This window comes from Rheinheimera aquimaris, assembly GCF_020531985.1.
In the GTDB taxonomy this organism is placed as follows: Bacteria; Pseudomonadota; Gammaproteobacteria; order Enterobacterales; family Alteromonadaceae; genus Alishewanella; species Alishewanella aquimaris.
In genome coordinates this window covers 695132-719089 of record NZ_JAJAVQ010000002.1, presented here as the reverse complement: position 1 = coordinate 719089, position 23958 = coordinate 695132, and the positions used below count along the sequence as shown (strand labels likewise).

Annotated in this window: 23 protein-coding genes; 11 read left to right on the top strand and 12 right to left on the bottom strand. The window is 51.3% G+C overall.

The features are described 5' to 3' along the window. Position 1 precedes the first annotated feature (1 nt). The 3 genes from LHL18_RS08190 (at position 2) to LHL18_RS08180 (ending at position 3356) form a co-directional block, all read left to right on the top strand. The gene (locus tag LHL18_RS08190; RefSeq protein WP_226766543.1) at positions 2-1405 is read left to right on the top strand and encodes a dihydroorotase; all 1404 of its coding nucleotides are present in this window, start codon (positions 2-4) and stop codon (positions 1403-1405) included. Between the two features lie 113 nt (positions 1406-1518). After that, positions 1519-2838 carry a sensor histidine kinase gene (locus tag LHL18_RS08185; RefSeq protein WP_226766542.1) on the top strand — a complete coding sequence of 440 codons (1320 nt, stop codon included), beginning with the start codon at positions 1519-1521 and terminating at the stop codon, positions 2836-2838. Beyond that, positions 2835-3356 carry a response regulator transcription factor gene (locus tag LHL18_RS08180; RefSeq protein WP_226766541.1) on the top strand — a complete coding sequence of 174 codons (522 nt, stop codon included), beginning with the start codon at positions 2835-2837 and terminating at the stop codon, positions 3354-3356. Before LHL18_RS08185 ends, LHL18_RS08180 begins: the two co-directional genes overlap by 4 nt. A gap of 7 nt (positions 3357-3363) precedes the next feature. Here the strand turns inward: LHL18_RS08180 and LHL18_RS08175 are convergent, their stop codons facing one another. After that, a complete protein-coding gene (locus tag LHL18_RS08175; RefSeq protein ID WP_226766540.1) occupies positions 3364-4410 on the bottom strand; it encodes a hypothetical protein in 1047 nt (348 codons plus the stop codon). A gap of 5 nt (positions 4411-4415) precedes the next feature. Next, complete coding sequence (locus tag LHL18_RS08170; RefSeq protein WP_226766539.1) at positions 4416-5465, bottom strand: hypothetical protein; 1050 nt, start codon at positions 5463-5465, stop codon at positions 4416-4418. A 378-nt stretch (positions 5466-5843) separates the two neighbouring features. Between LHL18_RS08170 and LHL18_RS08165 the strand changes: the two genes are divergently transcribed. Further along, on the top strand, positions 5844-7700 hold the full coding sequence (locus tag LHL18_RS08165) for a monovalent cation:proton antiporter-2 (CPA2) family protein (protein WP_226766538.1): 1857 nt from the start codon (positions 5844-5846) through the stop codon (positions 7698-7700). A gap of 53 nt (positions 7701-7753) precedes the next feature. On the opposite strand, the gene LHL18_RS08160 is transcribed toward LHL18_RS08165, so the two are convergent. The 3 genes from LHL18_RS08160 to LHL18_RS08150 form a co-directional block, all read right to left on the bottom strand. After that, the gene (locus LHL18_RS08160; protein ID WP_226766537.1) at positions 7754-10630 is read right to left on the bottom strand and encodes an insulinase family protein; all 2877 of its coding nucleotides are present in this window, start codon (positions 10628-10630) and stop codon (positions 7754-7756) included. Between the two features lie 115 nt (positions 10631-10745). Next, entirely contained in the window at positions 10746-11639 is an 894-nt protein-coding gene (locus tag LHL18_RS08155; protein ID WP_134052439.1) for a ZIP family metal transporter, read from the bottom strand. Beyond that, a complete protein-coding gene (locus tag LHL18_RS08150; RefSeq protein WP_226766536.1) occupies positions 11636-12244 on the bottom strand; it encodes a superoxide dismutase in 609 nt (202 codons plus the stop codon). The genes LHL18_RS08155 and LHL18_RS08150 overlap by 4 nt, the downstream gene beginning before the upstream one ends. 98 nt (positions 12245-12342) lie before the next feature. Here LHL18_RS08150 and LHL18_RS08145 point away from each other — a divergent pair, with 98 nt between their 5' ends. Both LHL18_RS08145 and LHL18_RS08140 read left to right on the top strand, forming a co-directional pair. Beyond that, positions 12343-12804 (top strand): hypothetical protein, encoded by a 462-nt coding sequence (locus tag LHL18_RS08145; protein WP_226766535.1) that lies wholly within the window; start codon positions 12343-12345, stop codon positions 12802-12804. A gap of 22 nt (positions 12805-12826) precedes the next feature. Beyond that, complete coding sequence (locus tag LHL18_RS08140; protein WP_134052445.1) at positions 12827-13195, top strand: hypothetical protein; 369 nt, start codon at positions 12827-12829, stop codon at positions 13193-13195. Positions 13196-13209: 14 nt separating this feature from the next. Here LHL18_RS08140 and bfr (LHL18_RS08135) read toward each other — a convergent pair whose 3' ends face one another. Next, positions 13210-13677, bottom strand: a complete 468-nt coding sequence (bfr, locus tag LHL18_RS08135) for a bacterioferritin (RefSeq protein ID WP_226766534.1) — start codon at positions 13675-13677, stop codon at positions 13210-13212. 2 nt (positions 13678-13679) lie between these two features. After that, positions 13680-14153, bottom strand: a complete 474-nt coding sequence (gene bfr, locus LHL18_RS08130; RefSeq protein WP_134052449.1) for a bacterioferritin — start codon at positions 14151-14153, stop codon at positions 13680-13682. Between the two features lie 257 nt (positions 14154-14410). On the opposite strand from bfr (LHL18_RS08130), the gene LHL18_RS08125 reads away from it, so the two are divergent. Next, positions 14411-15913 (top strand): S10 family peptidase, encoded by a 1503-nt coding sequence (locus tag LHL18_RS08125; protein ID WP_226766533.1) that lies wholly within the window; start codon positions 14411-14413, stop codon positions 15911-15913. Between the two features lie 41 nt (positions 15914-15954). Here the strand turns inward: LHL18_RS08125 and LHL18_RS08120 are convergent, their stop codons facing one another. Beyond that, a complete protein-coding gene (locus LHL18_RS08120; RefSeq protein WP_226766532.1) occupies positions 15955-16803 on the bottom strand; it encodes a DMT family transporter in 849 nt (282 codons plus the stop codon). An 80-nt stretch (positions 16804-16883) separates the two neighbouring features. Further along, complete coding sequence (locus tag LHL18_RS08115) at positions 16884-17276, bottom strand: RidA family protein (RefSeq protein ID WP_226766531.1); 393 nt, start codon at positions 17274-17276, stop codon at positions 16884-16886. A 174-nt stretch (positions 17277-17450) separates the two neighbouring features. Here LHL18_RS08115 and LHL18_RS08110 point away from each other — a divergent pair, with 174 nt between their 5' ends. The 4 genes from LHL18_RS08110 to LHL18_RS08095 all read left to right on the top strand — a co-directional run bounded on the left by LHL18_RS08110 (position 17451) and on the right by LHL18_RS08095 (position 20055). Then, complete coding sequence (locus LHL18_RS08110; RefSeq protein WP_226766530.1) at positions 17451-18041, top strand: TetR/AcrR family transcriptional regulator; 591 nt, start codon at positions 17451-17453, stop codon at positions 18039-18041. Between the two features lie 162 nt (positions 18042-18203). Next, the gene (locus LHL18_RS08105; RefSeq protein ID WP_226766529.1) at positions 18204-18779 is read left to right on the top strand and encodes a hypothetical protein; all 576 of its coding nucleotides are present in this window, start codon (positions 18204-18206) and stop codon (positions 18777-18779) included. Between the two features lie 102 nt (positions 18780-18881). Then, positions 18882-19340, top strand: a complete 459-nt coding sequence (locus tag LHL18_RS08100) for an ATPase (protein ID WP_226766528.1) — start codon at positions 18882-18884, stop codon at positions 19338-19340. 148 nt (positions 19341-19488) lie between these two features. Next, positions 19489-20055 (top strand): type 1 glutamine amidotransferase domain-containing protein, encoded by a 567-nt coding sequence (locus LHL18_RS08095; protein ID WP_226766527.1) that lies wholly within the window; start codon positions 19489-19491, stop codon positions 20053-20055. 72 nt (positions 20056-20127) lie between these two features. Here the strand turns inward: LHL18_RS08095 and LHL18_RS08090 are convergent, their stop codons facing one another. Genes LHL18_RS08090 through LHL18_RS08080 form a run of 3 tightly spaced genes read right to left on the bottom strand, consistent with a single transcriptional unit; the run spans position 20128 to position 23944 of the window. Next, positions 20128-22476: a TonB-dependent hemoglobin/transferrin/lactoferrin family receptor gene (locus LHL18_RS08090; protein WP_226766526.1), complete on the bottom strand. Its 2349-nt coding sequence runs from the start codon at positions 22474-22476 to the stop codon at positions 20128-20130. A gap of 26 nt (positions 22477-22502) precedes the next feature. Further along, the gene (locus LHL18_RS08085) at positions 22503-23102 is read right to left on the bottom strand and encodes an EF-hand domain-containing protein (protein ID WP_226766525.1); all 600 of its coding nucleotides are present in this window, start codon (positions 23100-23102) and stop codon (positions 22503-22505) included. A gap of 44 nt (positions 23103-23146) precedes the next feature. Continuing rightward, a complete protein-coding gene (locus LHL18_RS08080) occupies positions 23147-23944 on the bottom strand; it encodes a DUF4198 domain-containing protein (protein WP_226766524.1) in 798 nt (265 codons plus the stop codon). Between the last annotated feature and the right edge of the window lie 14 nt (positions 23945-23958).

Genomic DNA, 23958 nt, shown 5'->3' with positions numbered 1-23958 from the left:
CATGCAAGCACAAGAGTTCCTAAAAAAGATTGAGTTTAAACAGGCTGAAACCCTTGTCCGCGGCGGTACTTTAGTCACGCCATCAGGCCGGGTACAAGCCGACGTAGCGGTAATTCAGGGTAAAATTGCTGCCATAGGCGGCAGTGGCTGGCAGGCTGATAAGATTATCGACGCCGCCGGCCTGCATGTATTGCCGGGTGTGATTGATACTCAGGTACATTTTCGTGAACCGGGCCTGACGCATAAAGAAGATATTCATCATGGCAGCAAAGGTGCGGTGTTAGGCGGGGTCACCGGCTTTTTTGAAATGCCCAATACCAACCCGTTAACGTTAAACGCCGCGGTTCTGCAGGCAAAACTCAGTATTGCAGCGCAGCGCAGTTATTGTAACTATGCGTTTTACATCGGCGGCAGCGGTGCAAACCTTCACCAGCTGGCCGAGCTGGAAACACTGCCTGGCTGTGCCGGCGTTAAAGTGTTTATGGGTAGCTCTTTTGGCGACTTGCTGGCTGAGCAAGATGAGCTGTTAAAGCAAATTCTGCAGAACGGTAAACGCCGGGTAGCTATTCATGCCGAAGATGAAGCTCGTTTACGTCAGCGCCAGCCGCTAGCCGTCGGCGATGTGCGCAACCACCCGGTCTGGCGTGATACGCAAAGTGCACTGCTGGCAACACAGCGCATTGTGGCTTTAGCACAGCAAACCGGCCGGCCGTTGCACCTGCTGCATATTTCTACCGGCGACGAAATGGCCTATCTGGCCGCCTTTAAACACCAGGTAACCGTTGAAGTGACACCGCATCATTTAACCATGCATGCGCCAGACTGCTACGAGCGCCTGGGCAGCCTGGCACAAATGAACCCGCCGGTGCGCGACCTGCAGCATCAGCAAGCCTTATGGCAAGGCATTAACGACGGTACTGTTGATATTATCGGCAGTGACCATGCGCCGCATACGCTGGAAGAAAAAGCCAAACCTTACCCCAACTCACCCAGTGGCATGACTGGGGTGCAAACCCTGCTACCCGTGATGCTGGACCATGTTGCAGCTGGCCGGTTAAGCCTGGAGCGGCTGGTTGATTTAACCTGCGCTAACCCGGCACGTATTTTCGGCCTAACCGGCAAAGGCCGCCTGGCGGTTGGCTACGATGCAGATTTAACCCTGGTTGATTTAAACGCCAAACGCACTATCAGCAACAGCTGGATTGCCAGCAAAGTACAGTGGACGCCGTACGATGGCAAAACAGTAACCGGCTGGCCGCTAGCTACCCTTATAGCCGGCCGGCTGGTCATGCATAGTGACGAAGTGTTAGGTGAACCGGGCGGTACAGCGTTTAAGTTTGACGCTGTGCAACCAACTAAGCATGCCCCTGCGACAATTTGCCACAGTGACGCAAGCTGCTGTTAGCGTTACACTAAAACGACTCAGAATGACATTACCGCTGCAATGGTTTAGTCTCTTCTGACATTTTGCGAACGGCTGCCTAGCAGCCGTATTTTTTTGCCGGATACTCCTTTGCTATGGCCAGACAACTTGTTATTGCCACCGAACTTTCTGCTCAGCATCAGCTAAAACACTTTGTGCAATTTCGCTGGGGCCTGATTGGTTTTGAAACTCTGGCGGCATGTGCAGGCTGGCTACTGCAGTATCAGGTTAATTCCTGGCCATTAATTGCACTGCTGCTGCTTACCCACACCTGCACCAATCTACTGCCCCGTTTTTTAAGCGCTAACAAGATAGCACTTAGACATATTTATCTGTTCAGTTGCATGCTGGATGTATTAATGCTCGGTTGCCTGCTGGCCATGAGCGGCGGTGTTAGCAATGGCCTGGTGGCAATGTTATTGCTGCCGGTGGCTGTTGCTGCCGTTATGCTGGCTGGCAAAAGCGGCTATGTAGTAGCGGCATTGGCGATTACCTGCTACAGCCTGCTACTGCAGGTTGGCGATCTGCAGATCCCCAGCATCGACAGCTTACTGGAACAAACCGGGCCGTTAACTACGCATACTGATCACGCTATGCACCATACAGATAACAATGGTTTTAGCCAGCATATGCAGCAAATGTGGTGGGCCTTCTCTATCTCTGCTTTGCTAATCAGCTGGTTTATCAGCTCACAGGCCAGCTTAAACCGGGTTAAATCCAAAAAGATCAGTGAATTACAGCAGCAACAGATCCGCAACGAGCAGATGCTGGCATTGGCCACCTTTGCCGCCAATGCAGCGCACGATTTAGCCAGCCCAATTCAGACCATGCAGTTATTAACCGATGAAATAGCAACCGACACGCAAAATGCGGCCATAACGGAATTACAACAACAGTTAAAACGCTGCCAGCAGATAGTGCAGCAACTGCGCAGCGATGCTGGCAGCCTGCGCAGTGATGAGGTAAGCCAGCCACTGTACCGGCAAACCGAGCAGGCCATAGCCCGCTGGCTCAACAGCCGACCCGATATTAGCCTGCAGATAACACCATGCGTTCAGACGGCGGATTTTATGCTATCAGACAGCCAGGGATTTGGTGCTGCGCTGTTAAATATTCTCGACAACGCTGCCGAAGCCAGCCTGGCAAATAACCACAACACCCTTGAAATCGTGCTGACACTAAATGCAGACGGCCTGAAAATCCAGGTGCGTGATTTTGGGGAAGGTTTATCTGCCGGCAGGCTGGCAGAGTTGGGTAAGTTGCCGCAACAAAGTGAGCAAGGCTTAGGTATCGGCCAGTTCCTGGCCAATATGTCAATTGAGCGCCTGGGCGGCAGCGTACGCCGGCAAAATGCCGGAAACGGCACACTGACAATCATTAGCATGCCGCGAATGCCAACCGGGACCAGTGCATGAAGTTGGTGATTGTAGATGACGATGTGGCGTTGCTAAACGCACTGTCTCGCCGCTTCAGTCAGCGTGGCTTTGAGGTCGTTAGCTTTGCTGAGGCGGTTACTGCTGCACAACTGATTTCACTAAAGGCCGATAGCTATCTATTAGATTTGCGCTTTGCCAGCCAGTCAGGTTTAAGTTTTATTGCGCCACTGCGCCAGGCTCTGCCAGCTTGCCGCATAGTGCTGCTAACCGGGTATGCCAGCATTGCTAACGCGGTGCAGGCAGTAAAACTGGGCGCAGATGATTATCTGACAAAGCCTGCCGATTTGCTGCAACTGGAACAGGCTCTGCGCGGTGAAGCCCAACCAGCTGTGACCAGCGTACTGGACACGCCGTCGGTGTTATCACCGGATCAACTGGAATGGGAGCACATTAACCGCGTGCTCACTGAGCAAGATGGCAATATCAGCCGCACGGCAACGCTGCTGGGCATGCACCGGCGTACCTTACAGCGCAAACTGGCCAAACACCGGCCCTGATACACAGCTACTGCTGCCCGGCCATTTGTTGTAAAAACTGCAGCCGCTGCCGTTCCTGCTCATCCGGCTGCCAGGTTTCGTCTGTTAACTGATCTAACGAGAAATAATCAATCTGATATTGTGCTTGTTCACTGTCGCCGTACTGGGTTAGCTCACCCGGCACCGCCGGGCGTTTTTCCAAAATAAAAGTGCCAATAATGAAAGGCCCGCTGTGCTGGCGCAGCACAGCTTTAAAAGCTTTCAGCGTTATTTCTGTCTCACCTTCACTGAGTTTTTCAGTTGTCGTCAGCAGTGCCAGCGGCTGACGTTGCTCGGTGTATAAATTCGCCCGCAACCGGTAAAAGCCACTTTGCCTGACATCAATTTGCACCGGTATATGCATGTCACTGCCAATACCGAAAGGTTCGCCAACAGCTGTCACTGTAGCCACCGGGTTGTAATATTCGATACCGGTTTTTAGCACCTGTTGCTGACCGCTGGCACTAAAACTGACCTGTACTTCAAAACTTCCATTCCAGCTGTCATCAGCATCGAGCGTGGCGGTGTAATGCTCTGGCGTACCTTGCATCGCTTTGCTTTCAGTATGCTCCATACTGGCTTCATGCTGTAGCCGTACACTGACATCTGACACCTGCAAACCGCTTACCTGTAACGTTACCGGCACCGCTTCAGGATAGCTAAAACGGTATTTCGGCAGCACGATAGCAGCACTGGCACCACCTTGCAGTGGCACGGTTTGCACTATGTATTGGTTAGGCTGAAGCAGGTGTTCATCGTCAATGCTAAGCGGCCGCGAATAAGGCGGCGTATTAAGCTCGGCAGCATAGGCGCTGGCAAGCAGTTTAAAGCTTTCGGTTACCGGCTCAGGGATTTTCTCTGTCACGTTAATGTGTGCAGGTTTGGCCTGTGGCTTTTTTTCGGCCGTCGTCCCGTCAGACGGAGTGGCTTTAGCTGGCGTTTCCGCTACAGGCTCAATAGCGGCCTGGTGTGGCCAGAAATACCCTAAGCCTGCCAGCATGGCTGACAGGCTTAGTAGCCATAACACTTTTTTCATCGGTGTTAGTTCGCGGCCTGATACACCAGCGCAGACATGCTGGTGTTACCAGAGTTACGTACTACACGATAGCGCGAGCTGAAAATCCACCAGCCGCGGGTTTCGTCATAAGTGCTAAATTGCAAACGCTCACCGTTGAGGTAATTCGAACTACTATTTGCCGCTGTGACTTCATCAGCCGCACCGTTGGCGATAACATCGCTGTGGCTGTAACCTTCGCTCATCAGCATCGGATAATGGTACGGCATAAAGGCGGATGGACCACTGACCGATGTCAACTTGCCGTCAAAGGCAACACTGCGTGAGCAGCTGTTAAAACTGGCCGCTGATGACGCACCGCAGCTGGAATGACTGGCAACAACGCCATCGTCTTCGCCCGGTAAAAAGGCACCGGTTGCGCCGAGAAAATCAGACCCCGCACCAACAAACCTCAGCCGTGGTACCCGGCTGTCCGGAAATGCAGCCAATTGCCTTGCCGTATTTACCCGCAAATCATTCAGTACACCAATGTTTGAAGGAGATGGGATCTGCCCCAACCACAGCGATAGTGCCAGTTTCAGCGTAGTATCAATCAGGCCGGAGCCGCCGGCGACATTCACCGCTAAATCAGCAAGTTCTACACCACCGCCAGCACCGGCAAAATCAAAGGTCGCCACAATATTCAGTGCTTGTAAGCCGGCATTTTGCAACCAAAGCGCCTGATTATCGATAATGTAACGGGTCACCAGATCGCCGGTAGAATGCGACACAAAAATACAGCCGCTGGCACAGGTGCCATTACGCGACATCTGCTGCAGCTTTGGCCAAACATAATCGCTGGCAATTTTACCGGCAACACGTTCCTGCGAAGGCCAGTCAATACGCACATCGGCACGGTCGCGCCAGTATTCGGCCCAGTATGTGGCACCATTGCTGGTTACCTGACTTCCGGTTGGCCGGCTGGCCAGGTTATCAGGCTGAAAACCATGCACCAACACTACGGAATAGCCGCCAACAGCCGCCTGCGTCGTACCGCTTAGCAGGCCTGCCAGTAGCAGCAGGGTAGATTTTTTCATTGGGTTGTCCTCTGTCTTTTTCTCTGCTGAATCGGGGTTCTTGCTGAGATTTTTTTATTATTTTTTGCCGCATCCGTATGGCGCTTTACAACTCCAACAACAAGATAGACCAGTTCATTTTTAACGCAATACACTGCTTTGCCGCCAGCGCCGCTTAAGGACAATTCGTATAAGCACGCCTGTTTGAATTACCTGATACCGCTAAAATTGTGATATCGGTAGCGTCCCTAACGACGATGAGTACTGCTTACACTCAGCTGCATGCGTGAATAAAACGCTGTTTAAAGTTTTCACTCGAACTATTTTCAACATTTTTTTGTTTTGCCCTGCGTCAGCTTCGCTTAAGCTGGCAGAAACTCATTGATACAAGGTAAGCAGATGCTGGAAACCATTGCGATTTATCTTGCGGCAGCGGTGCTGGCAGTGCCCGTCGCAAACCGGCTCGGGCTGGGCTCAGTGCTGGGTTATATCTTTGCCGGTGTGCTGATTGGGCCTTTTTTGTTGGGGCTGGTGGGCGACCAGACGCAGGTGCAACATTTTGCCGAATTTGGCGTGGTGATGATGCTGTTTCTGGTTGGTCTGGAGCTGCAGCCATCGAAACTCTGGCAACTAAAAGGGGCTGTATTTGGCCTTGGCGGGCTACAGGTACTGCTCACCACAGCGTTAATTTTCGCCATCGCAGTACTGGCGCTGGGCCTTAGCTGGCAAGCCGCGTTGGCGCTTGGTTTAATGCTGTCGTTGTCATCGACCGCTATAGTACTGCAAACGCTGGCAGAAAAAGGCTGGATTAAACAACCGGCCGGGCAGAACAGCTTTGCCGTGTTACTGTTTCAGGATATTGCTGTTATTCCGATGCTGGCGCTGTTGCCGTTACTGAGCACCGCTGACGCAGTCGACCCTGGCCACAGTGACAGTAGCCTGATTGCACACTTGCCGCTATATGGCCAAATTATCATTTCCGTGGCCGTAATTATTGGCATCATCGTCGCAGGCAAGTACATCTCGGCACCGCTGTTCCGCTACATTGCCGCAACCCGTTTGCGCGAAGTGTTCACCGTGTTTGGTTTATTGCTGGTGGTAGCAATTGCACTTTTGATGCAGGCGGTCGGCCTGTCTCCGGCTCTTGGCACCTTCCTGGCTGGCGTCGTTCTGGCAGAAAGTGAATTCCGCCACGAATTGGAAGCCGATATAGAACCCTTTAAAGGGTTATTGCTTGGTCTGTTTTTTATCACTGTCGGTGCTTCTATTAATTTCGCATTATTGCAGGCACAGCTGTTGCCGGTAATAGGGCTGGTGTTGCTACTCATTCTGGTAAAAATGGCGGTACTGGCATTTCTGGCCAGAGTATTTCGCATGCAACAAAGCCAGGGGGTGCTGTTTACGCTGGCGCTGGCGCAAGGCGGCGAGTTCGCTTTTGTGCTGGCGGCATTAAGCGGCTCTTTAAATATCCTCAGTACCGAGCAAATGCAGCTGGCAGCGTTAGTAGTTACCTTATCGATGATCTGCGCCCCGCTATTGTTAATTGCTTATCAGCGCTGGCAGACAAAAGTGCAAAACCGCGCAACAGAGCGCGAATTTGATGCCATTGAGCCGACACAGCATGTGATTATTGCCGGCTACGGCCGCTTTGGGCAGATAGTCGGCCGGCTGCTGACAGCACAGGGCTATCATATGACAGTGCTTGATCACAGTGCTGATCAGATAGATGTGCTGCGCCGCTTTGGCAACAAAGCCTATTATGGCGATGCCGCCCGGCTCGACTTATTGCATGCTGCCGGCGCCAGCGAGGCACAGTTACTGGTTATTGCCATCGATGCGCCGGATAAAACACTGGAAATTGTCGAGCTGGCGCATAAGCACTTCCCCAAACTGCGTATTGCCGCCCGTGCTATAGACCGGCGCCATGCTTATCAGCTACTGCGGTTAGGGGTTGAGCACTTTAAGCGCGAAACCTTTGACTCAGCAGTCAATCTTGGCGTCGATGCGCTGAAATTGCTGGGTAACAGTGAAGAAAGTGCGGAAAAAGCCGGTACCCTGTTCCGGGCGCACGACAACGCCTCGCTTAAAATTCTGGCCGATGTCTGGGGCGATGACGCATCGTACGGCGTAGCGATACGCCAGCGCACTGAAGATTTAAAACAGGTGCTGATGAAAGATAAAGAGCAGCAGAGCAAGTTAAAATGCAGCGATGCACCAGAGGTGTGCCAGTCAACACCAGCCAGCGAGATACAATAACCAAGATAAAAAAACGCAGCGTTAGCTGCGTTTTTTTATTCGCTGTAACGGCATTACTGCTTTTGCATTTGGCGGTGGAATGCGGCTACGTCATCCACTTTTATCTGGCCTTTTAAATCTGCAAATGGCTGGTCCCGGAACTTGGTACCACGCATTTGCACCGAAATACGTGGTGCTTTGTCGTTTAGCATGGTTTCACGGTAAAACGCTTTTACATCAGCCAAGGTGACCTGTTCAACCGCGGCAATCAGTTGTTGCTTGCTGTCAAAGCTGAACCTTTCACGGTACCAATCTGCCAGCAAGGGGCCAACTTCATCCTGCATATTCTTCGGTGGCTCTTTCAGCGTAACCAGCGTACTGGCTTTTAACTGGGCAAAGGCTTCTTCTGTCAGGTTATCCAGCTCTTTAGCATACTGCTGCTTAAAGCTGTCAAACCGGGCCTGCATATCAGCCACGCCTTTTACCGGTGTCTGAATATACATGGCAAAACCAACATAATCCTCCAGCTGCATGGCAGTACCGCCTACCGCATAGGCCAGCTGCTCTTCGGTACGTAACTTATCAAATGCTACATTACTGAAGTGACTCTTCAAGATAGTGGCCCGGGCCAGTTGGCTGTATGAAGGTTCCGGGTGTATATGCACGTCTACCAGCGCTACATCGGCGACATCAATATCTTTTTGTACCACCAGCGTCTGGCCGGCAACAGGCTTCCAGTAAGCACTGCGTTGATACGGTAATTCGGTACGCATCGGCGGCAACGCCTGCTTCAGCTCGGACAACACCTGCGATACGGTGGCTTTGTCATAGTTACCAAAGGCAAAGATGCGCAGCTGGTTGTTACTCAGCGTGTGCTGAATAAACGCCTGCAGGTCGTCACTGTTCAGGCTGTTGGCTACTGCAATGAGCTGATCCGTTTCATAGTTACCGTTGCGTATCAGGTTATTAAAGGCGCCGAACGCCTGATAAAACGGGAACTGCTTGCCCTGATTCTGCAAGCCGCGGATGTAACGATCTTTCGCCTGAGCAAAACTTTGCTCCTGCACGCTGACCGTTAAACCGTCCAGTGCCTGCTGCAACAGTTGTGGCTGTTTGTCAGTAAAACCGGCAATGGTCAGCGCCATGCCACTGCCCGCAGTCAGACGCAGCTGCATGCCGGCGATGTCTGCCTCTGTTGCCAAGGCACTTTGCTGCAGATTAAATAAATCGTACCAAAGCGCCAGCAGTACCCGGGCTTTGATATCCTGCTGCGGCGCGCCGATGTTGAAGAAGATTTCCAACACACCGCGGGGCTGGCTGGCAAATTCCTGACTTGGGTATAACCAGGCACTGATGCCGTCCTGCTGCAGAATAATTTCCGGCTTGCTCTGCGTTACCATCGGTTTTACGTCAAAGTTTTCCGGTAGCAAACGGTTTACCGCAGGCAGGTTCAGCGCCAGCTGCGGGCTTTGTTGCCAGCTTTGTTGCTCCTCTGCGCTGATGTCTTTAATTTTGTATTTGCCATCATAAAAATGCAGGCTGCTGTCATGCGGCTCCTGCTTACTGATATACCAGATGCGCAAGTGTTGCGGGGTCAGCTGCTGCAGTACGTTTTGTATCGCACTGGCATCAAAGCGCTGATAGTAAAACGGCGCGTTAATGGCGTTTCTGGCTGGCACTTTTTGCATCGCATCGGTCAGATTGGCGACGTAACCAAACTCATCACCCTTTTCCAGAAAACGGAACTGGTTGCTCAGGCTGGTCTGAATTTCGCTGAAGTATTTCGCATCAACACCTTCACGCTTTATCAGCTCGATATACTGCATGATGGTGGCGACAATGCCTTCACGGTTTTGCATACCAGCATCGGTCAGTTCTACATCTACCGTCAGTGAACCATAGTTGCCGTATAAGTCTGGCGTGGCTGAGGCGCTCAGTTTAGAAATCAGCCCCATGCTTTTTAACTGCTCTGCCGGTGTACCCGGCATTTCTGACCCCAGCAGATAGGTGATAAACTCGTTCGGCTTCAGCGCAAACTGATCGGTATTGTTGCGAATAGTGAAATCCAGCCGTAACTGTTTAACATCCTGATTCGGCACATAGTGAATACGCTTGGCACCGAGGTTGCTGAAATCAAGTTCGGCGTCAACTTTCGGCGGTTCAATGTTCTTGTTTTCAATACTGCTGAAATGCTTGCGCGCCAGTTGCTCCATTTCGCTCAGTGGCAGGTTACTCAGCAGTGCCACCTTCATAATATTGCCGGAATAATAACGGTTATAAAACTCGACAGTCTGCGGGTGCAATTTGCTGTTGTCTTTATCAGCCAGTGTTTCCAGGTTACCTATCAGAAAGCGGTTTGCCGGGTGGCTACCCATCATGCTGCGCGATAAATTGTACTGGCCAAAAAAGTCCATTTCGCGACGCATTGACCATTCGGCATTAACCGCATTCTTTTCTTTTTCGGTATATTCCGGATACAGTTTCGGCGCTTTAAAGAAATCTGAAAAGCGGTCCAGCGCTTCATCATAAGCGTTGTTATTGACCTTAAACATATAGTTGGTGATATCAAGCCAGGTATAGGCGTTTTGCGCACCGCCGTTAGCGGTCATAAATTCGCTGTAGCCTTTGGTGTCAGGGTAACGCTCGGTGCCAAGAAACAACATATGCTCCAGATAATGCGCCATACCCTGTTGGCTCATCGGGTCCTGCAATAAGCCCACGCCAACACTGAGTGCTGCGGCTGACTTTTGTGCATCAGGATCAGACACCAGCATCACTTCAACTTTGTTCGGTAGCATCAATGTTTTGTAAGCCCGGTTATCATTCGGGCTGGCCAGCACCTCACCGGCAACCTGCCGTGTTACGCTATTTTCAACGGCGGTACGTTGCTCTGAAGCGCAACCTGTCAGTACGGCCAAAGCAATGGCGCTGATGACAAATATCTTTTTCATGTAATTACCCAGGGGAATAAAGAAGTGTTTTTGTGCCGTCTACTGTAGTGAAATGCGAAAGCGCCAGCCAGTACAAGCCCGAAATGGATTGTAATAAAATGTGTCGGGCCAGGCGTTAACCCAGCGCCGTATCCAGTAACATCATCAGGACAAAACCCAGCATCAGGCCATTGGTTGCTGCCAGTTCATGCCCCTGCCGGTGCGATTCCGGTATCATCTCGTGGCTGATGACAAACAACATAGCACCGGCAGCAAATGCCAATCCGAGTGGCAGCCATAAGCCTGAGCCAGTCAGTACGGTTGCACCAAGCAGCGCCATTACAGGTTCAGTCAAGCCAGATAACATACCAATGCCGACTGCAAACACGCGGCTATAGCCCACCGCCAGCAGCGCCATCGCCACCACTAACCCTTCCGGAATATCCTGTACTGAAATACCAATAGCCAGCGCTTTGGCAGCACCGTCGTCGCCACCGGCAAAAGATGCCCCTATAGCCAGCCCCTCAGGCATATTGTGCAGTGCTATAGCAAATACAAACAGCCAACTACGCCGCAGCGTCTGGCCTCTTAACCTGTCTTCGTCTTTGATAAAATGCCGGTGCGGCACCAGCCGCTCCAGCAGCAACATAAAGCCTGCACCCATCAAAATGGCGGCGCCGACATTGCCAGGCGCGTACCACACTGCCGCATCTCGCACTGCCAGCAGCGCCAGGGCAGGCATAATCAGTGAAAACATACAGGCCGCGAGCATCACACCGGCACCGAACCCCAACATCACATCATGCAGCTTCTGTGACAAGCGGTGTAAGAACAATGCCGGCAAGGTGCCGGCAGCCGTTGCTGTTGCAGCCATCAGCCCGGCATAAAACGCATGCCTTACCTGCGGCTGTTGCTGCAGTAGCAACAAAAGCTGCTGCATCGCATAGCTTGCGCCCAGGATTACGATAAGCACACCGACAAGCTTGCGTGCCCGTTTTAGTGGTGATGCTGTTGCGGCTAACAATTTCATATACCTGCCTGATACCAGGCAGCAACCTGCTGCCAGTTAATCACATTAAAAAATGCGCCGACATATTCCGGCCTTTTATTCTGATACCTGAGGTAATACGCGTGCTCCCATACATCCAGCCCCAGTATCGGTGTTAAACCATCCATTAACGGGCTGTCCTGGTTGGCACTGCTTGTTACCTGCAAAGCTCCCTCGCTGTCCTGCACTAACCAGGCCCAGCCACTGCCAAAACGGCTAAGTGCAGCCTGAATAAACTGCTGTTTAAATTGCTCAAAGCTGCCAAAGCATTGCGCTATCGCCTCTGATAGCTGCCCTTCAGGCTCACCGCCGCCAGCGGGAGCCATCACCTGCCAGAATAAACTGTGGTTCGCATGGCCACCGCCATGGTTGCGCACCGCCGGTTGTAGTTCAGGCGGTAGCGCCTGAATTTCACGCAGTAAACGCTCAAGCGACCAATCAGTATAAGCGCTGCCCTCTATCGCTGCATTTAAGCCATTGACGTAGGTCTGATGATGGCGGCTGTGATGAATTTCCATTGTCAGCGCATCCAGATGAGGTTCCAATGCATCATAAGCGTAAGGTAATGCCGGTAAGGTAAAGTTCATAGGCGTCACTCCCACAATAAATCAATTGATAATCATTATCATTTGCATTGATGAAAAAAACAAGCCATATTTAGCCAAACCGTTTCGCGAGGTAATATATGGATACGATTGAACAGTGGAAACATCTGATCAGGCAAGCCAACAGTGCTTTTGCCCACGAACACTTTCAGCTGGCGGCAGCGCTGTATCAGCAAGCCGCATTGCTGCTGGCCGAAGCCTGGCCAGACTACCAGCAGCAAATTCAGGCTGCAGACAGCCACCATGGCCAGGACAGCATAACGTTGCTTATCATCTGTTTTTCCATCAGCATTCAGAATCTGGCCGAAACCTATGCCCGGCAACAGCGCTGGCGTCGCTGCCTGAGTACATTAAACCGCAGTTTGACGCAGGTACAGCAGCTGCAGCAGACAATACCCTCAGCCCATCCGGCCAACGTAGCCCTGCTAAGAGAAAGCTGTAACCTGCGACGGGAACTATGCCGCTTAAGCCAGTTATCAGCCCAGCCTACCCCATCCAGTAGCGGCGCAACGATGCTGCCCGCATCACCCAGTGTGCATTAATCAGTCAGGTTCGGAGGAGTTTATGTTGCTTGATACAGCATTATGGCAGGACTTCAGCCGTTTAAGCCGCCAGCTTAAACAAAACGGCACTGTAACCAGCGATTACTATCGGCTGATATCCGATTACTGTGGTTGCTGTTGCCGGCTGGCGACCCAACTTGAGCTACAGCGTAACAGCCTGCTACAGGAATGGTGCTTACGTTATGCGCTGTTTACGCTGGCAGAGGGCGCTACATGTGCTAACCACAGCGCTTTTCAAAAACAGCTTTGTCTGGATATGTTATATATGCCGCTGATGGCACTGACCCGGCTGTATCAGCGCCAACCACAGGGCAAAGCCGAACTGGCGGCGCTTCATGCTAAATTGAAATACTGCTTTCACGCCAACTGAAAGCAGTTGTCTGCTTACATCTGAGATTGCAGGTAATTGGGCAGGCCAAGCAGTTTGATCAGGTTAAGCTGTTGCTCCAACCAGTGCGCGTGATCAACTTCGGTATCATCCAGCAATTGCTGCAGCATGGCTCGGGTAACATAGTCCTGTTCCTGCTCACACAGAGCCATTGTCTGTTTCAGTAACTTCTGTACGGTGTATTCAACCTGCAAGTCGTTTTGCAGCATGGTTGGCACATCATGGCCAACGTGAATAGCATCACGTTTGGTCATATCCGGCACACCTTCGAGGAAAATAATGCGCTCAATTAATGCTGACGCATGGCCTTTTTCATCATCAAATTCATGATCAATACGTTCAAACAGCTTATGTAAGCCCCAGTCGTGATACATGCGCGAATGAATAAAATATTGATCCATCGCCGCCAGTTCATTGGCCAGCAGCAGGTTCAGCGCATCGATGACTTTTTTATTGCCCTTCATTATTATTCGCCTCCCAGCTGAGCTTGCAGATAATTCGCCAGCCCCATAGTACTGATTTGGTGCTGCTGGGTTTCCAGCCAATCCAGGTGCTCTTCTTCATATTCGAGAATTTCAGTCAGAATATCGCGGCTGACATAATCCTGCTCGGCTTCACACAGCGCAATCGTTGCCTTCAGCAGTGGCAGCTGCTCGGTTTGAAACTCCATATCACACAGCAGCATCTCTGGGGTGTCTTCACCAATGCGTAATTTGCCAAGTGCCTGTAAATTCGGTAACCCTTCCAGCATTAAGATGCGTTCAATCAGCTCATCCGCCTGCTTCATGTCTTTAATCGACTTTTTGTAGCACACATCATTCAGCGCTTTTAAGCCCCAGTTTTTATAGATGCGTGCGTGCAGAAAATACTGATTAATAGAAGTTAATTCGGCTGTCAGCACTTCATTGAGTTTTGACAGCACCTGCGGGTTACCTTTCATAACATGACCCTTTTTGTCCGGCCTAAAATATGCTGCAAAGTGTAGCCCAAACCAACAGCAAAAGCAAAATTTTGTTTATTTTCAATAACATACTACTGATAACAATTCGCGTTATTAACTTGTTTCGCTTCCCGCTTTAGCTACAGTACATGGCAGCGTTTTTTCGTTTGCTGGTCTCAACTGCTTTGAATTGTGTACGTTTTTACGTTAAACAGAACAGGCCAAAATGATAATAACCAGAGAAATCCGAGGATCTTATGCAGCTACTTAAATCGTTCGCGCTGCTGTTCTTGCTAAGCAGCACGGCTGTATTGGCGACAGAGCGCCAGATAGAAATTGACAGTAAAGTGGTTACCGAACACAAAACTGAAGTAAATGGTAAACGCTTCGGCTACACAGCCACCACCGGCACCCAACCGGTATGGGATGAAGAAGGCAACCCAACCGCTACGCTGTTTTATACTTATTACCAGCGCAGTGACATTAAAGATCGTAGCAAAAGGCCACTGCTGATTTCATTTAACGGTGGCCCGGGTTCAGCGTCTGTCTGGATGCATGTTGCCTACACCGGCCCGAAATCGCTGATCATTGATGATGAAGGCTACCCGCTGCAGCCGTATGGCGTGAAAACCAACCCTTATTCAGTACTGGATGTCGCCGACATAGTGTTTGTTAACCCGGTCAATACCGGTTACTCACGGGTTCTGCCGGGTAAAGACGGTAAAATGCCGTCTAAAGATCAGCAGCAAAAAATGTTCTTCGGCGTTAATGCCGACGTAAAGTATCTGGCTGAGTGGGTCAATACGTTTGTCACCCGCAATGAGCGCTGGCAGTCACCAAAATTCTTGATTGGCGAAAGCTATGGTACCACCCGTGTTTCCGGCCTGGCACTGGCGCTGCAAAACCAGCAATGGCTGTATTTAAATGGCGTGATCCTGGTATCGCCGACCGAGCTGGGTATTAAGCGCGAAGGCCCGGTAGAAGCGGCCAACCGCCTGCCGTATTTTGCCGCCACCGCTTGGTATCACAAGAAACTTGCGACTGAACTGCAGCAAAAAGATTTGTATGATGTCCTGCCAGAGGTGGAAGACTTTACGCTGAATCAATACCTGCCAGCATTGGCTAAAGGTAACGCGATCAGCAGCGACGAAAAGCAGCGCATTGCACAACAGGTTGCCACATACTCAGGCTTGTCAGTAGAAGCTGTACTGCAAAATAACCTGGATATTCCAACCCGCTATTTCTGGAAAGAATTATTGCGTGACCGCGGCCAGACCGTTGGCCGGCTTGATTCGCGCTATTTAGGTATCGACAAAAGCGACGCCGGTGACCGGCCGGATTACAACGCAGAGCTGACATCCTGGCTGCATTCTTTTACACCAGCGATTAATCACTACCTGCGTGATGAACTTAACTACAAAACTGACATTAAATACAACATGTTCGGCCCGGTACACCCGTGGGACAGAAGTGACGACAATACCGGCGAGAATCTGCGCCAGGCAATGGCACAAAACCCTTACCTGAAAGTGATGACACAATCTGGCTACTATGACGGTGCGACCAACTATTTCGATGCCAAATACAATATGTGGCAGTTAGACCCCAGCGGCAAAATGAAACACCGCCTGAGTTTTAAAGGTTACCGCAGTGGTCATATGATGTACCTGCGACGCGAAGATCTGAAAAAATCAAACGACGACCTGCGTGAGTTTATTCTGGGTGCTTTGCCTGCTGAAGGTGTGGCAGCCAAGTACTAAACGTTAAAAAGCACTTAAAACCCCTGCTAAAGCGGGGGTTTTTATTTTATCCGCCGTACCGGTGTTAACACCACCAGTGCTATACCCCCTAAAATGGCTACAGACGCTAATATAAGACGCTGTGTCAGCGGTTCACTCAATATCAGTATGCCGGCAATCGCAGCCAGTACTGGCACCGTTAACTGCACCGTAGCTGCAATAGTGGCTTTGAGCTGTGGTAAAACGCTGTACCAGATGGCATAACCTACGCCAGATGTCAGCGCGCCGGATAACACTGCGTACAACATGCCGTTATTATCGAACGACAACTGCCCGAATAAGACAACGCTAAGCAGCAGTGTCATCGGTAAGGTGCGGATAAAATTACCGGCGGTAACCTGTAACGGATTGGCTGCACCTTTACCACGCAGTGAATATACTGCCCAGGCAAAACCCGCTGTCAGCATCAGCATTGATCCCATTAGCGGCGGCGCCGACAACCCTGGTAGCAATAAGCCGGTTAAACCCGCACAAGCCATTAACAACCCCAGCCATTGCCGGGCAGAGAACCGCTCGCCACGCCACAAACCATAGCCAATCATGCCACTTTGAACTGCGCCAAACAGAATAAGCGCACCGATACCAGTATTCAGTTGAAGATAAGCAAAGGAAAACCCAGCGGCATAAACAAACAGTGCCAATGCGGACAACCAGCTGCCCTGCACTTGTGGCGCACCTTGGCGCAGCACGACCAGCAGCCACAACATTAAAGCGCCGGATAACAACCTTACCGTTGTAAAACTGGCAGCATCCATGCTGGTATGGGCCAATGCCATGCGGCACAGTACAGAATTACCCGCAAAGGCAAGTAAGGCCAGGATGGTTAATAACACAGCACGGATATTCAACATCAGATATCTCGGTAAGTGATTGAACGACCACAGGCTATCACTAAATGTCAGTACTATGCATTAAGCAATGCCCGCACGGCTTAATGCGGGATACGGGCAATCACTTTTATCTCAAAATCAAAGCCTGCTAACCAGGTTACGCCAACGGCGGTCCAGTTTGGATAAGGTTTAATCGGAAATACTTTCTGTTTTACCTGCATAATGCTATCGAACTGGTTTTGCGGATCGGTATGAAAGGTGGTGATATCGACAATATCATCCAGTGTGCAGCCGGCTGCCGCCAGTGTGGCTTGCAGATTATCAAAAGCCAGTTCAACCTGACGGGTAAAATCCGGCTCCGGGCTACCATCCGGCAGGCTACCAACCTGGCCGGAGACAAATAACAGATCACCAGAGCGGATAGCTGCTGAATAGCCATGCTCTTCGTACAGGGCATGGCGGTTGGCCGGGAAAATAGCTTCGCGTTTAGACATAATTTTTACCTCAGGTTAGTGTTTTACAACAGATATCAACAACGGCGCGTTGCTGCTCTTCACAATCGGTATGGCTTTCTGCTATACATACGCTGCGTATATAAGATAATAACATACGAGGCGTATGTCAATTTAATATACGCGACGTATGTGTGTAACGTTGAGGGTACTAACGTGAATAAGCGTATTCAAAATATGGCCGATAACCGGGCAAAGTTAATAACAGCTGCCCGAAAAGCCTTTGCAGAAAAGGGCTACACCGGTGCATCGATGGACGATCTAACCGCCGATGCAGGTTTAACCCGTGGCGCTCTTTACCATAACTTTGGTGATAAACGCGGCTTGCTGGCAGCAGTGGTGGAGCAAATAGATTCGGATATGGCAATGCGGGCGCATGCCATCGGTGCAAAAGAGCAAGATGAGTTTCAGGCTTTACTGGCAGAAGGTGCTGCGTATATACGTATGGCATTAGAGCCTGAAGTGCAGCGCATTGTGTTGCTTGATGGCCCTGCAGTACTTGGCGATCCATCGCAATGGCCCAGCCAGAGCAGCTGTTTGCAGGCTACCCGCATCACAATAGAGCGTTTGATTGCCCAAGGTGTAATTAAAACAGTGGATGCCGAAGCGGCAGCCCGGTTACTCAGCGGCGCCGCACTCAATGCAGCGCTATGGATTGCTGCAAGCCCTAATCCGCAGGATGTTATGCCTAAAGCCATCGAGGCTTTTAAATTGCTTGCATCTGGCTTACTTAAGCACGACAGCTAAGCCAGGTCTGCGCATGCAAAACTGCAGAGCGTCAATATCTATTGGCTATACTGACGATATCTGTCGTACCCGGGTTGCCATGTGAAAATAACAGTGTCTGTTCTACTCCTTGCTTTAGCCGCAATCTGTTGTTGTGTACTTGCACAACCGGTACGAATTGGCATGCCATTGGGTGATACAGCCCTGAGACAGAAAATTCAGCAGCAGGTAAGCACTGCCTATCTGCAGCTGGGGTACCAACCGCAATTTGTTGAGCTACCGTCGCAGCGGCGTTTGCACTTGTTGCGTGAAGGCGACATAGAAGCTGACTTATTTCGTATTTGCCAGCTGGATGATACTGATCCGGCTTTGCAGGTGGTGCCGGTCGCCCTGGATAAACTTAGCCTTAATGCATACAGTTTATCAGCCGTTACCCTGATTGACTGGCGTGAACGCCATGATCTGTTAATAAGCCATATCCGTGGTTTTAAAATGGCAGAGTTACAGGACTTTTCCGGCAAAAGGATCACTGTCGCCAATGACGAGCAAGCCTTTGGTCTGATGCTGCAAGGCCGGGTTGATATCGTGCTGGAGGATAGTCGCACCGCCGAGAGTTTTTTAGACACGGCACCCGAGACGCAAGTTGTCTGGCAAACAGTCGCAGATTACACCATATGCCATGTTGTCAATCAGTCTCTCTACCCTCTTATTCCTGCTCTGAGTGAACAACTGGCTCTGACTACTGAGGCATCCCACTAACAACCCGCTGCCGCATCTGCTCAGTCGGCACTTTACATACCGGCCCCATCTTTGCATAGCTTTAACAAAGCACTTCCCTGACAAATACGGTAAGGAGGATTTATGCGCGTTGAGTCATTCAGGGACTTACTGGACTGGACGTCAGGCTATCACCTGCACTTGTCGCAGTGTTTCCGGCAATGTGCCCACCTGCAGAAAAATGAGCGCTCGGGTATGTTACTGGACTATCTGGCAGATAAAGAATTGCGCCTGGCAGCCTGTGTGCTGGGCTTCAAACATCAGGGGGAAGACAAAGCGCTTAACACCTGGTGTACCGAGCATCTGGACCGGCACCCATTGATGGTGGATGCCGCTTGTGATGAGGACTTTGCGCTGATGAGCACCACTGAAATCATCACCGAAGTCGAAAAACAGCATCAACTTATTATCTTGCTGTATCAGAACCTGTATGACCGCAGCCACCCGCCGAAAATGCAGGAATTACTGGCAGAAGTGCGGGACCTGGAAGTGAATGAATCACAGCAGATGATGCACGGCGCCAATCGGCTGGAAGATATCTGAGCCTTATCAAAGGTGGGCTGCTAGCCCGCTAAATTGCAGGTAAGTTTTACAGGGTTTGATGTAAGTTTGGCTGTTTTTCAGATCGCCTGATCCTGCCTGCGCCAATTTGTTTAACAAAAACGGTTTAATCACCAAGAGGAGACTGAGTATGAACACACAGAACAAACTTTCAGGCAAAAAAGTAGCAATACTGGCAACTGACGGCTTTGAACAAAGTGAACTAGAGTCACCACGTGAAGCACTGCTGGCGGCCGGTGCCGAAGTAGAGGTAATTTCTTTGCAAAGCGGTAGCATTAAAGGCTGGTCAGGTAAAAACTGGGGCAATGACGTCAGTGTCGATAAAACGCTGAATGAGGCCAATGCCAAAGATTACGATGGCCTGGTACTGCCGGGCGGTTTAATTAACCCGGATACGCTGCGCCAGGACAAACAGGCTATCCGCTTTATTCAGGGCTTTTTCAGTGACAACGCCAATAAGCCGGTTGCAGCTATTTGTCACGGCCCCTGGTTACTGGCCGAAGCGGGTGTTTTACAAGGCCGTAAAGTCACATCCTATGCCAGCATTCAGACCGATCTGAAAAATGCCGGGGCACAGTGGGTAGATGAAGATGTCGTCGTCGATAATGGCCTGGTTACCAGCCGTTTCCCTGACGATCTGGCGGCATTTAACCGCAAACTGGTGGAAGAAGTACGTGAAGGCCGCCACCACGTTTAATGCTAAAAAGCCCCCGGTTTTAGTAACCGGGGGTGCGCACAGCGCAGGTTGCACAACGGCGGGAGGAAAGCATCAGAAGCTGTAACTGACCGACAATTTAGCGTAGCGGCCCGGTTCACTGTAACGCTGCAAGCCGGTACCATCGGGTAAAACCCCGCCACGTACGCCACTGCCGACCCAATTGGTAACAAAGCGCACACGCTGCCACTGGTAATACTCTTCATCGAACAGGTTATAAATACCGGCTCTTAGCTGCCACTGCGATGTCAGGTCAATACTGGCCATCAGATCCACGACGGTGTAGCTGTCTGTCAGATAAGGTTTGGCTTCAAAAGCGCTTTCTGTCGAGTCGTACGCATCTTCTGCTTTTTTGGCTGCACTGTGCGTGATATTGGCGGTCACCTGCCAGTTAGCTGCGTCGTACCTAAGCCCCAACACCGCAGACGCCGGGTTAATGCTACGCAACGGATCACCATTGGCTTTATCGCCTTCGTTGTACGAGTACGCTAAGCGCGAGCTGAACGCTTCGGTGACACGCCAGGCGGCTTCAAGCTCAATACCTTTTACATCGGCCTCGCCGATATTATCAAAGGTGTTGTACTGATTGCCCTGAGATACAGTGCACTCGCCGCGGCTACAGGTTTCGTACACGATATCCGGGTTTTGTATCCGGGTGACGGTGTCGATCATATCGCTGTATTTATCTTTAAATATCGCAACACCCAGCATTAAGTTGTCGTTTTGGTAGCGGTAGCCGGCTTCCAGGTTCAGGCTGCGCTCGGCCTGCAAATCCGGGTTCGCCACGCTGCTCCATAAATCGTCTACTACCGTGCCGGTCGCTTGCTCGGTGCGGCTGATAAGTGACGTAGGCGCATACATCTCTGCTACCGTCGGTGCGCGAAAACCGCGCCCGGCCTGCAACCATACCTGCTGCGTTACCGTTAGCTGATAACTCAGGTTGCTTTGCCAGGTAAAAGCGGAGAAATCGACATCAGCTACCGTCTGCGTATTGTCAGTGAACTGCTCATCAAACTGCGGGCGATATTTCAGACCGTCGTAGCGCCCGCCCAGGCTCAGGGTCCAGCCCTGACCGAACTTAATCACATCGCGGGCGTACAGACTAAAGGCGTTGATATCGGTTTGCGGCACCTGATCAGGGTCGATAACCGGCGGGCTGGCCAGCTCGTCTGTTTCGCCGATATAGCGCCGGTCTACCGCCGAGTATTCTACTTCGCGCTGTTCAACCGATGCGCCGTAAAGCCACTGCTGCTGCACTGTATCGCTGAATATTTCTTTGTCCAGTGCCAGCGCAAATTTTAACTGACGCTGTTTGAAGTCACGATCTTCGCTGCGCAAACATGGTGATACATCACCATTGGTTGCACCGGCGCAACTGGTGGTCAGCATGTTCGTTACACCATGGGTATAGTTTGACTGGTAATCCGCCGTGGCATTTACACTGTCGGCCCAGCTACGGGCAGCCAGCCATTCATACTGCACCCCAAAGCGCTTGCGTTCGATCTCATCATCACCCAACCTTGCCAGGTAAGTGCTATCCAGCCTGGAGCGGTTATCCAGCTCGCTGTCTTGTTTAAAATATTCACCGGTCCAGCCTAAACGCTGGGTAGCACTAAGTTGATATTGCAGTTTAGCCAGCACGTTATTGCTGCTGTAATCCAGTGGGTCAGCAACAGTGCGGCCTGCGCCAATAATGTCGTCACCTGATGTGGCGGTTTCCGTTTCGTGGCCGTCGCGACGGGTGTACACCAGCAGCGATTCCAGCTTGCCACTGCGGTTGGCAACAGTGGCACTGAATGATGTCTCATCATTCTGACCACTAAAACCCGCCGTGATACCAAGGTGGGTATCATCACCGCTGGCTGCGAGGTAATCTGCCGGATCTTTGGTGACAAATAACACCGCACCACCAAGAGCACCGCTACCTGCCGCTATCGCATCGGCACCTTTGATAATCTCAATCTGTTTTAACGCGTCGATATCTACACCGCCGCGGGCTGAACGGAAAAACTCGTAAGCGACAAAAGTGGGTGGGTCCAGCGTTTCCCCCAGCGATAAACCATCCACCGTAATCGCAACCCTGTCTCCATCCAAACCGCGGATATTAAAGCCATTACTGCCAAAACGGCCCATATCGGTGGTCGTTACTCCCGGCACAAAGCGCACCGCATCAGCAATATGCTGTGCCTGTTGCAGCTTAAGATCCGTTGCACTCAGGCGCTGGCTATTTTGCGTATTGGCTTTGCTATTAATGGCTTCTTTCGCACTAACCTCTGCAGTTGCCAGCTCTTGCATATTTGTTGGTGCGGTCTGTGCCAGTGCTGCCGGACTAACCGCACCACCAATCAATAATGCTAATACGGCTTTTTGCAGTAGCGGGCGTTGTATAACATAATTTTTCATGAACTACGGCTCTCCTTCGCGCGAGTTTAATCCTGACGTAATGTGCGGGCGATTTGCGAATCCAGGCGGCCGGCAAACTCACTGATGTACTCGTCGTAGCTCAGCAAGCCGTCGCTGTTACTGTCCACTGCAGCAAACTGCACATCGCGCCCTTGCTGGTATTCGTCGCGGCTGACCACACCGTCGTTGTTGCTGTCATACATTGCCAACATGCCGTCAGCTGAATGGGTAGTTGGCATCTTCAGTAAACGCTCTGCCCGCGGCGGCTGCTGACTGGCTTGCTGTTGCTGTAGCCGGGTTTGTTCACTGCGGGTATCCTCACCACGTAGTGCGGGTTTGGGATCGGTTTTTGAGATCACGCCATCCTTATTAGTATCCATATGATTAAAAGCCCGGTCGCCGGAGCGATTAAACTCATCCCGGCTGATATAACCATTTTCATCTTTATCCAGCGCATTAAAGCGGACATGGGTCTGGCGCAGGTGCCCGGCCCGCTCTGCTGCAAGCTGTTGCTGCTGCTCGCTGCTAAGTGCCTGTTTATCAGTGGTAATGGTGCTGCAGGCGCTAAGATAGGCGCTGCTTAGCGCTAAAAATAAACTGGTGTATAAATGCTGTTTGTTCATCATGCTCACTCCTTTTACGCCCGTTACTATGACGCGGCGTCTCACTGCTATTGGGTAACTTCCAGTACCACGCTGTAGGTGTAGCTGTACGTTGGTACTGCTGCGTCTTCAGGGGCGTCGGTTCTGAACCGGCTTAACAGGAAATAGGTACCGGCTTTTTGCGGCTGAAAACTGATAATGCCGGCGGCATCGCTGATAAGTGGGTGGGTAATTTTTTCGTCATTCGCGCCGGCTTCAATGAAGTAGGCATTTACCGCCTGCTGTGGCAGGGGTTTACCGTTAAACAGCACACGGACACGCAAGGTGCTGTCGGTATACAGATCGTTCGGATGACTTAAAAACTCGAACTCCAGCGCTTCGCCACTGGGCTTTAACGCCGTATGATCCGGCGCGCCTTTAGTGACATAGGTTTCAGCACGGGTGACGGCCTGAAAATGCGCAATGGATTTGGCGCCTTGCGGCAGTACAAAGTTGCTGTCGCGGCTGCTTTTGCGCTCGCCATCAAGCTCGTAAGTATGAAACACCGCACCATAGCGCAGCCCGGTGCTGAAACGGTAAGTGCCATCGTCTGTTAACTGATGCTCTGCTACCGCGCGGGTGTGGCTGTACTGCAGCAGCGTTGGCTTCAGCGCGGTACCTGCGGGGGTCAGTACGCTAAAGTCGCTGTTGTTAAAGGCCACCTCAGGAATAAAGAACCGATCGGCAAAAGCTGCATCCAGACTTACCCAGCCACCACGTATAGGTTCAAAGCTGGCGGGTTGTAGGTAAGGTACATGCGCCTGGGCAGCAAAGCTACCCGCCAGCATCACGCTGGCAAAAGCGGCCCGGTTAAATGACAACAGCATAACGGCTCCTTAAT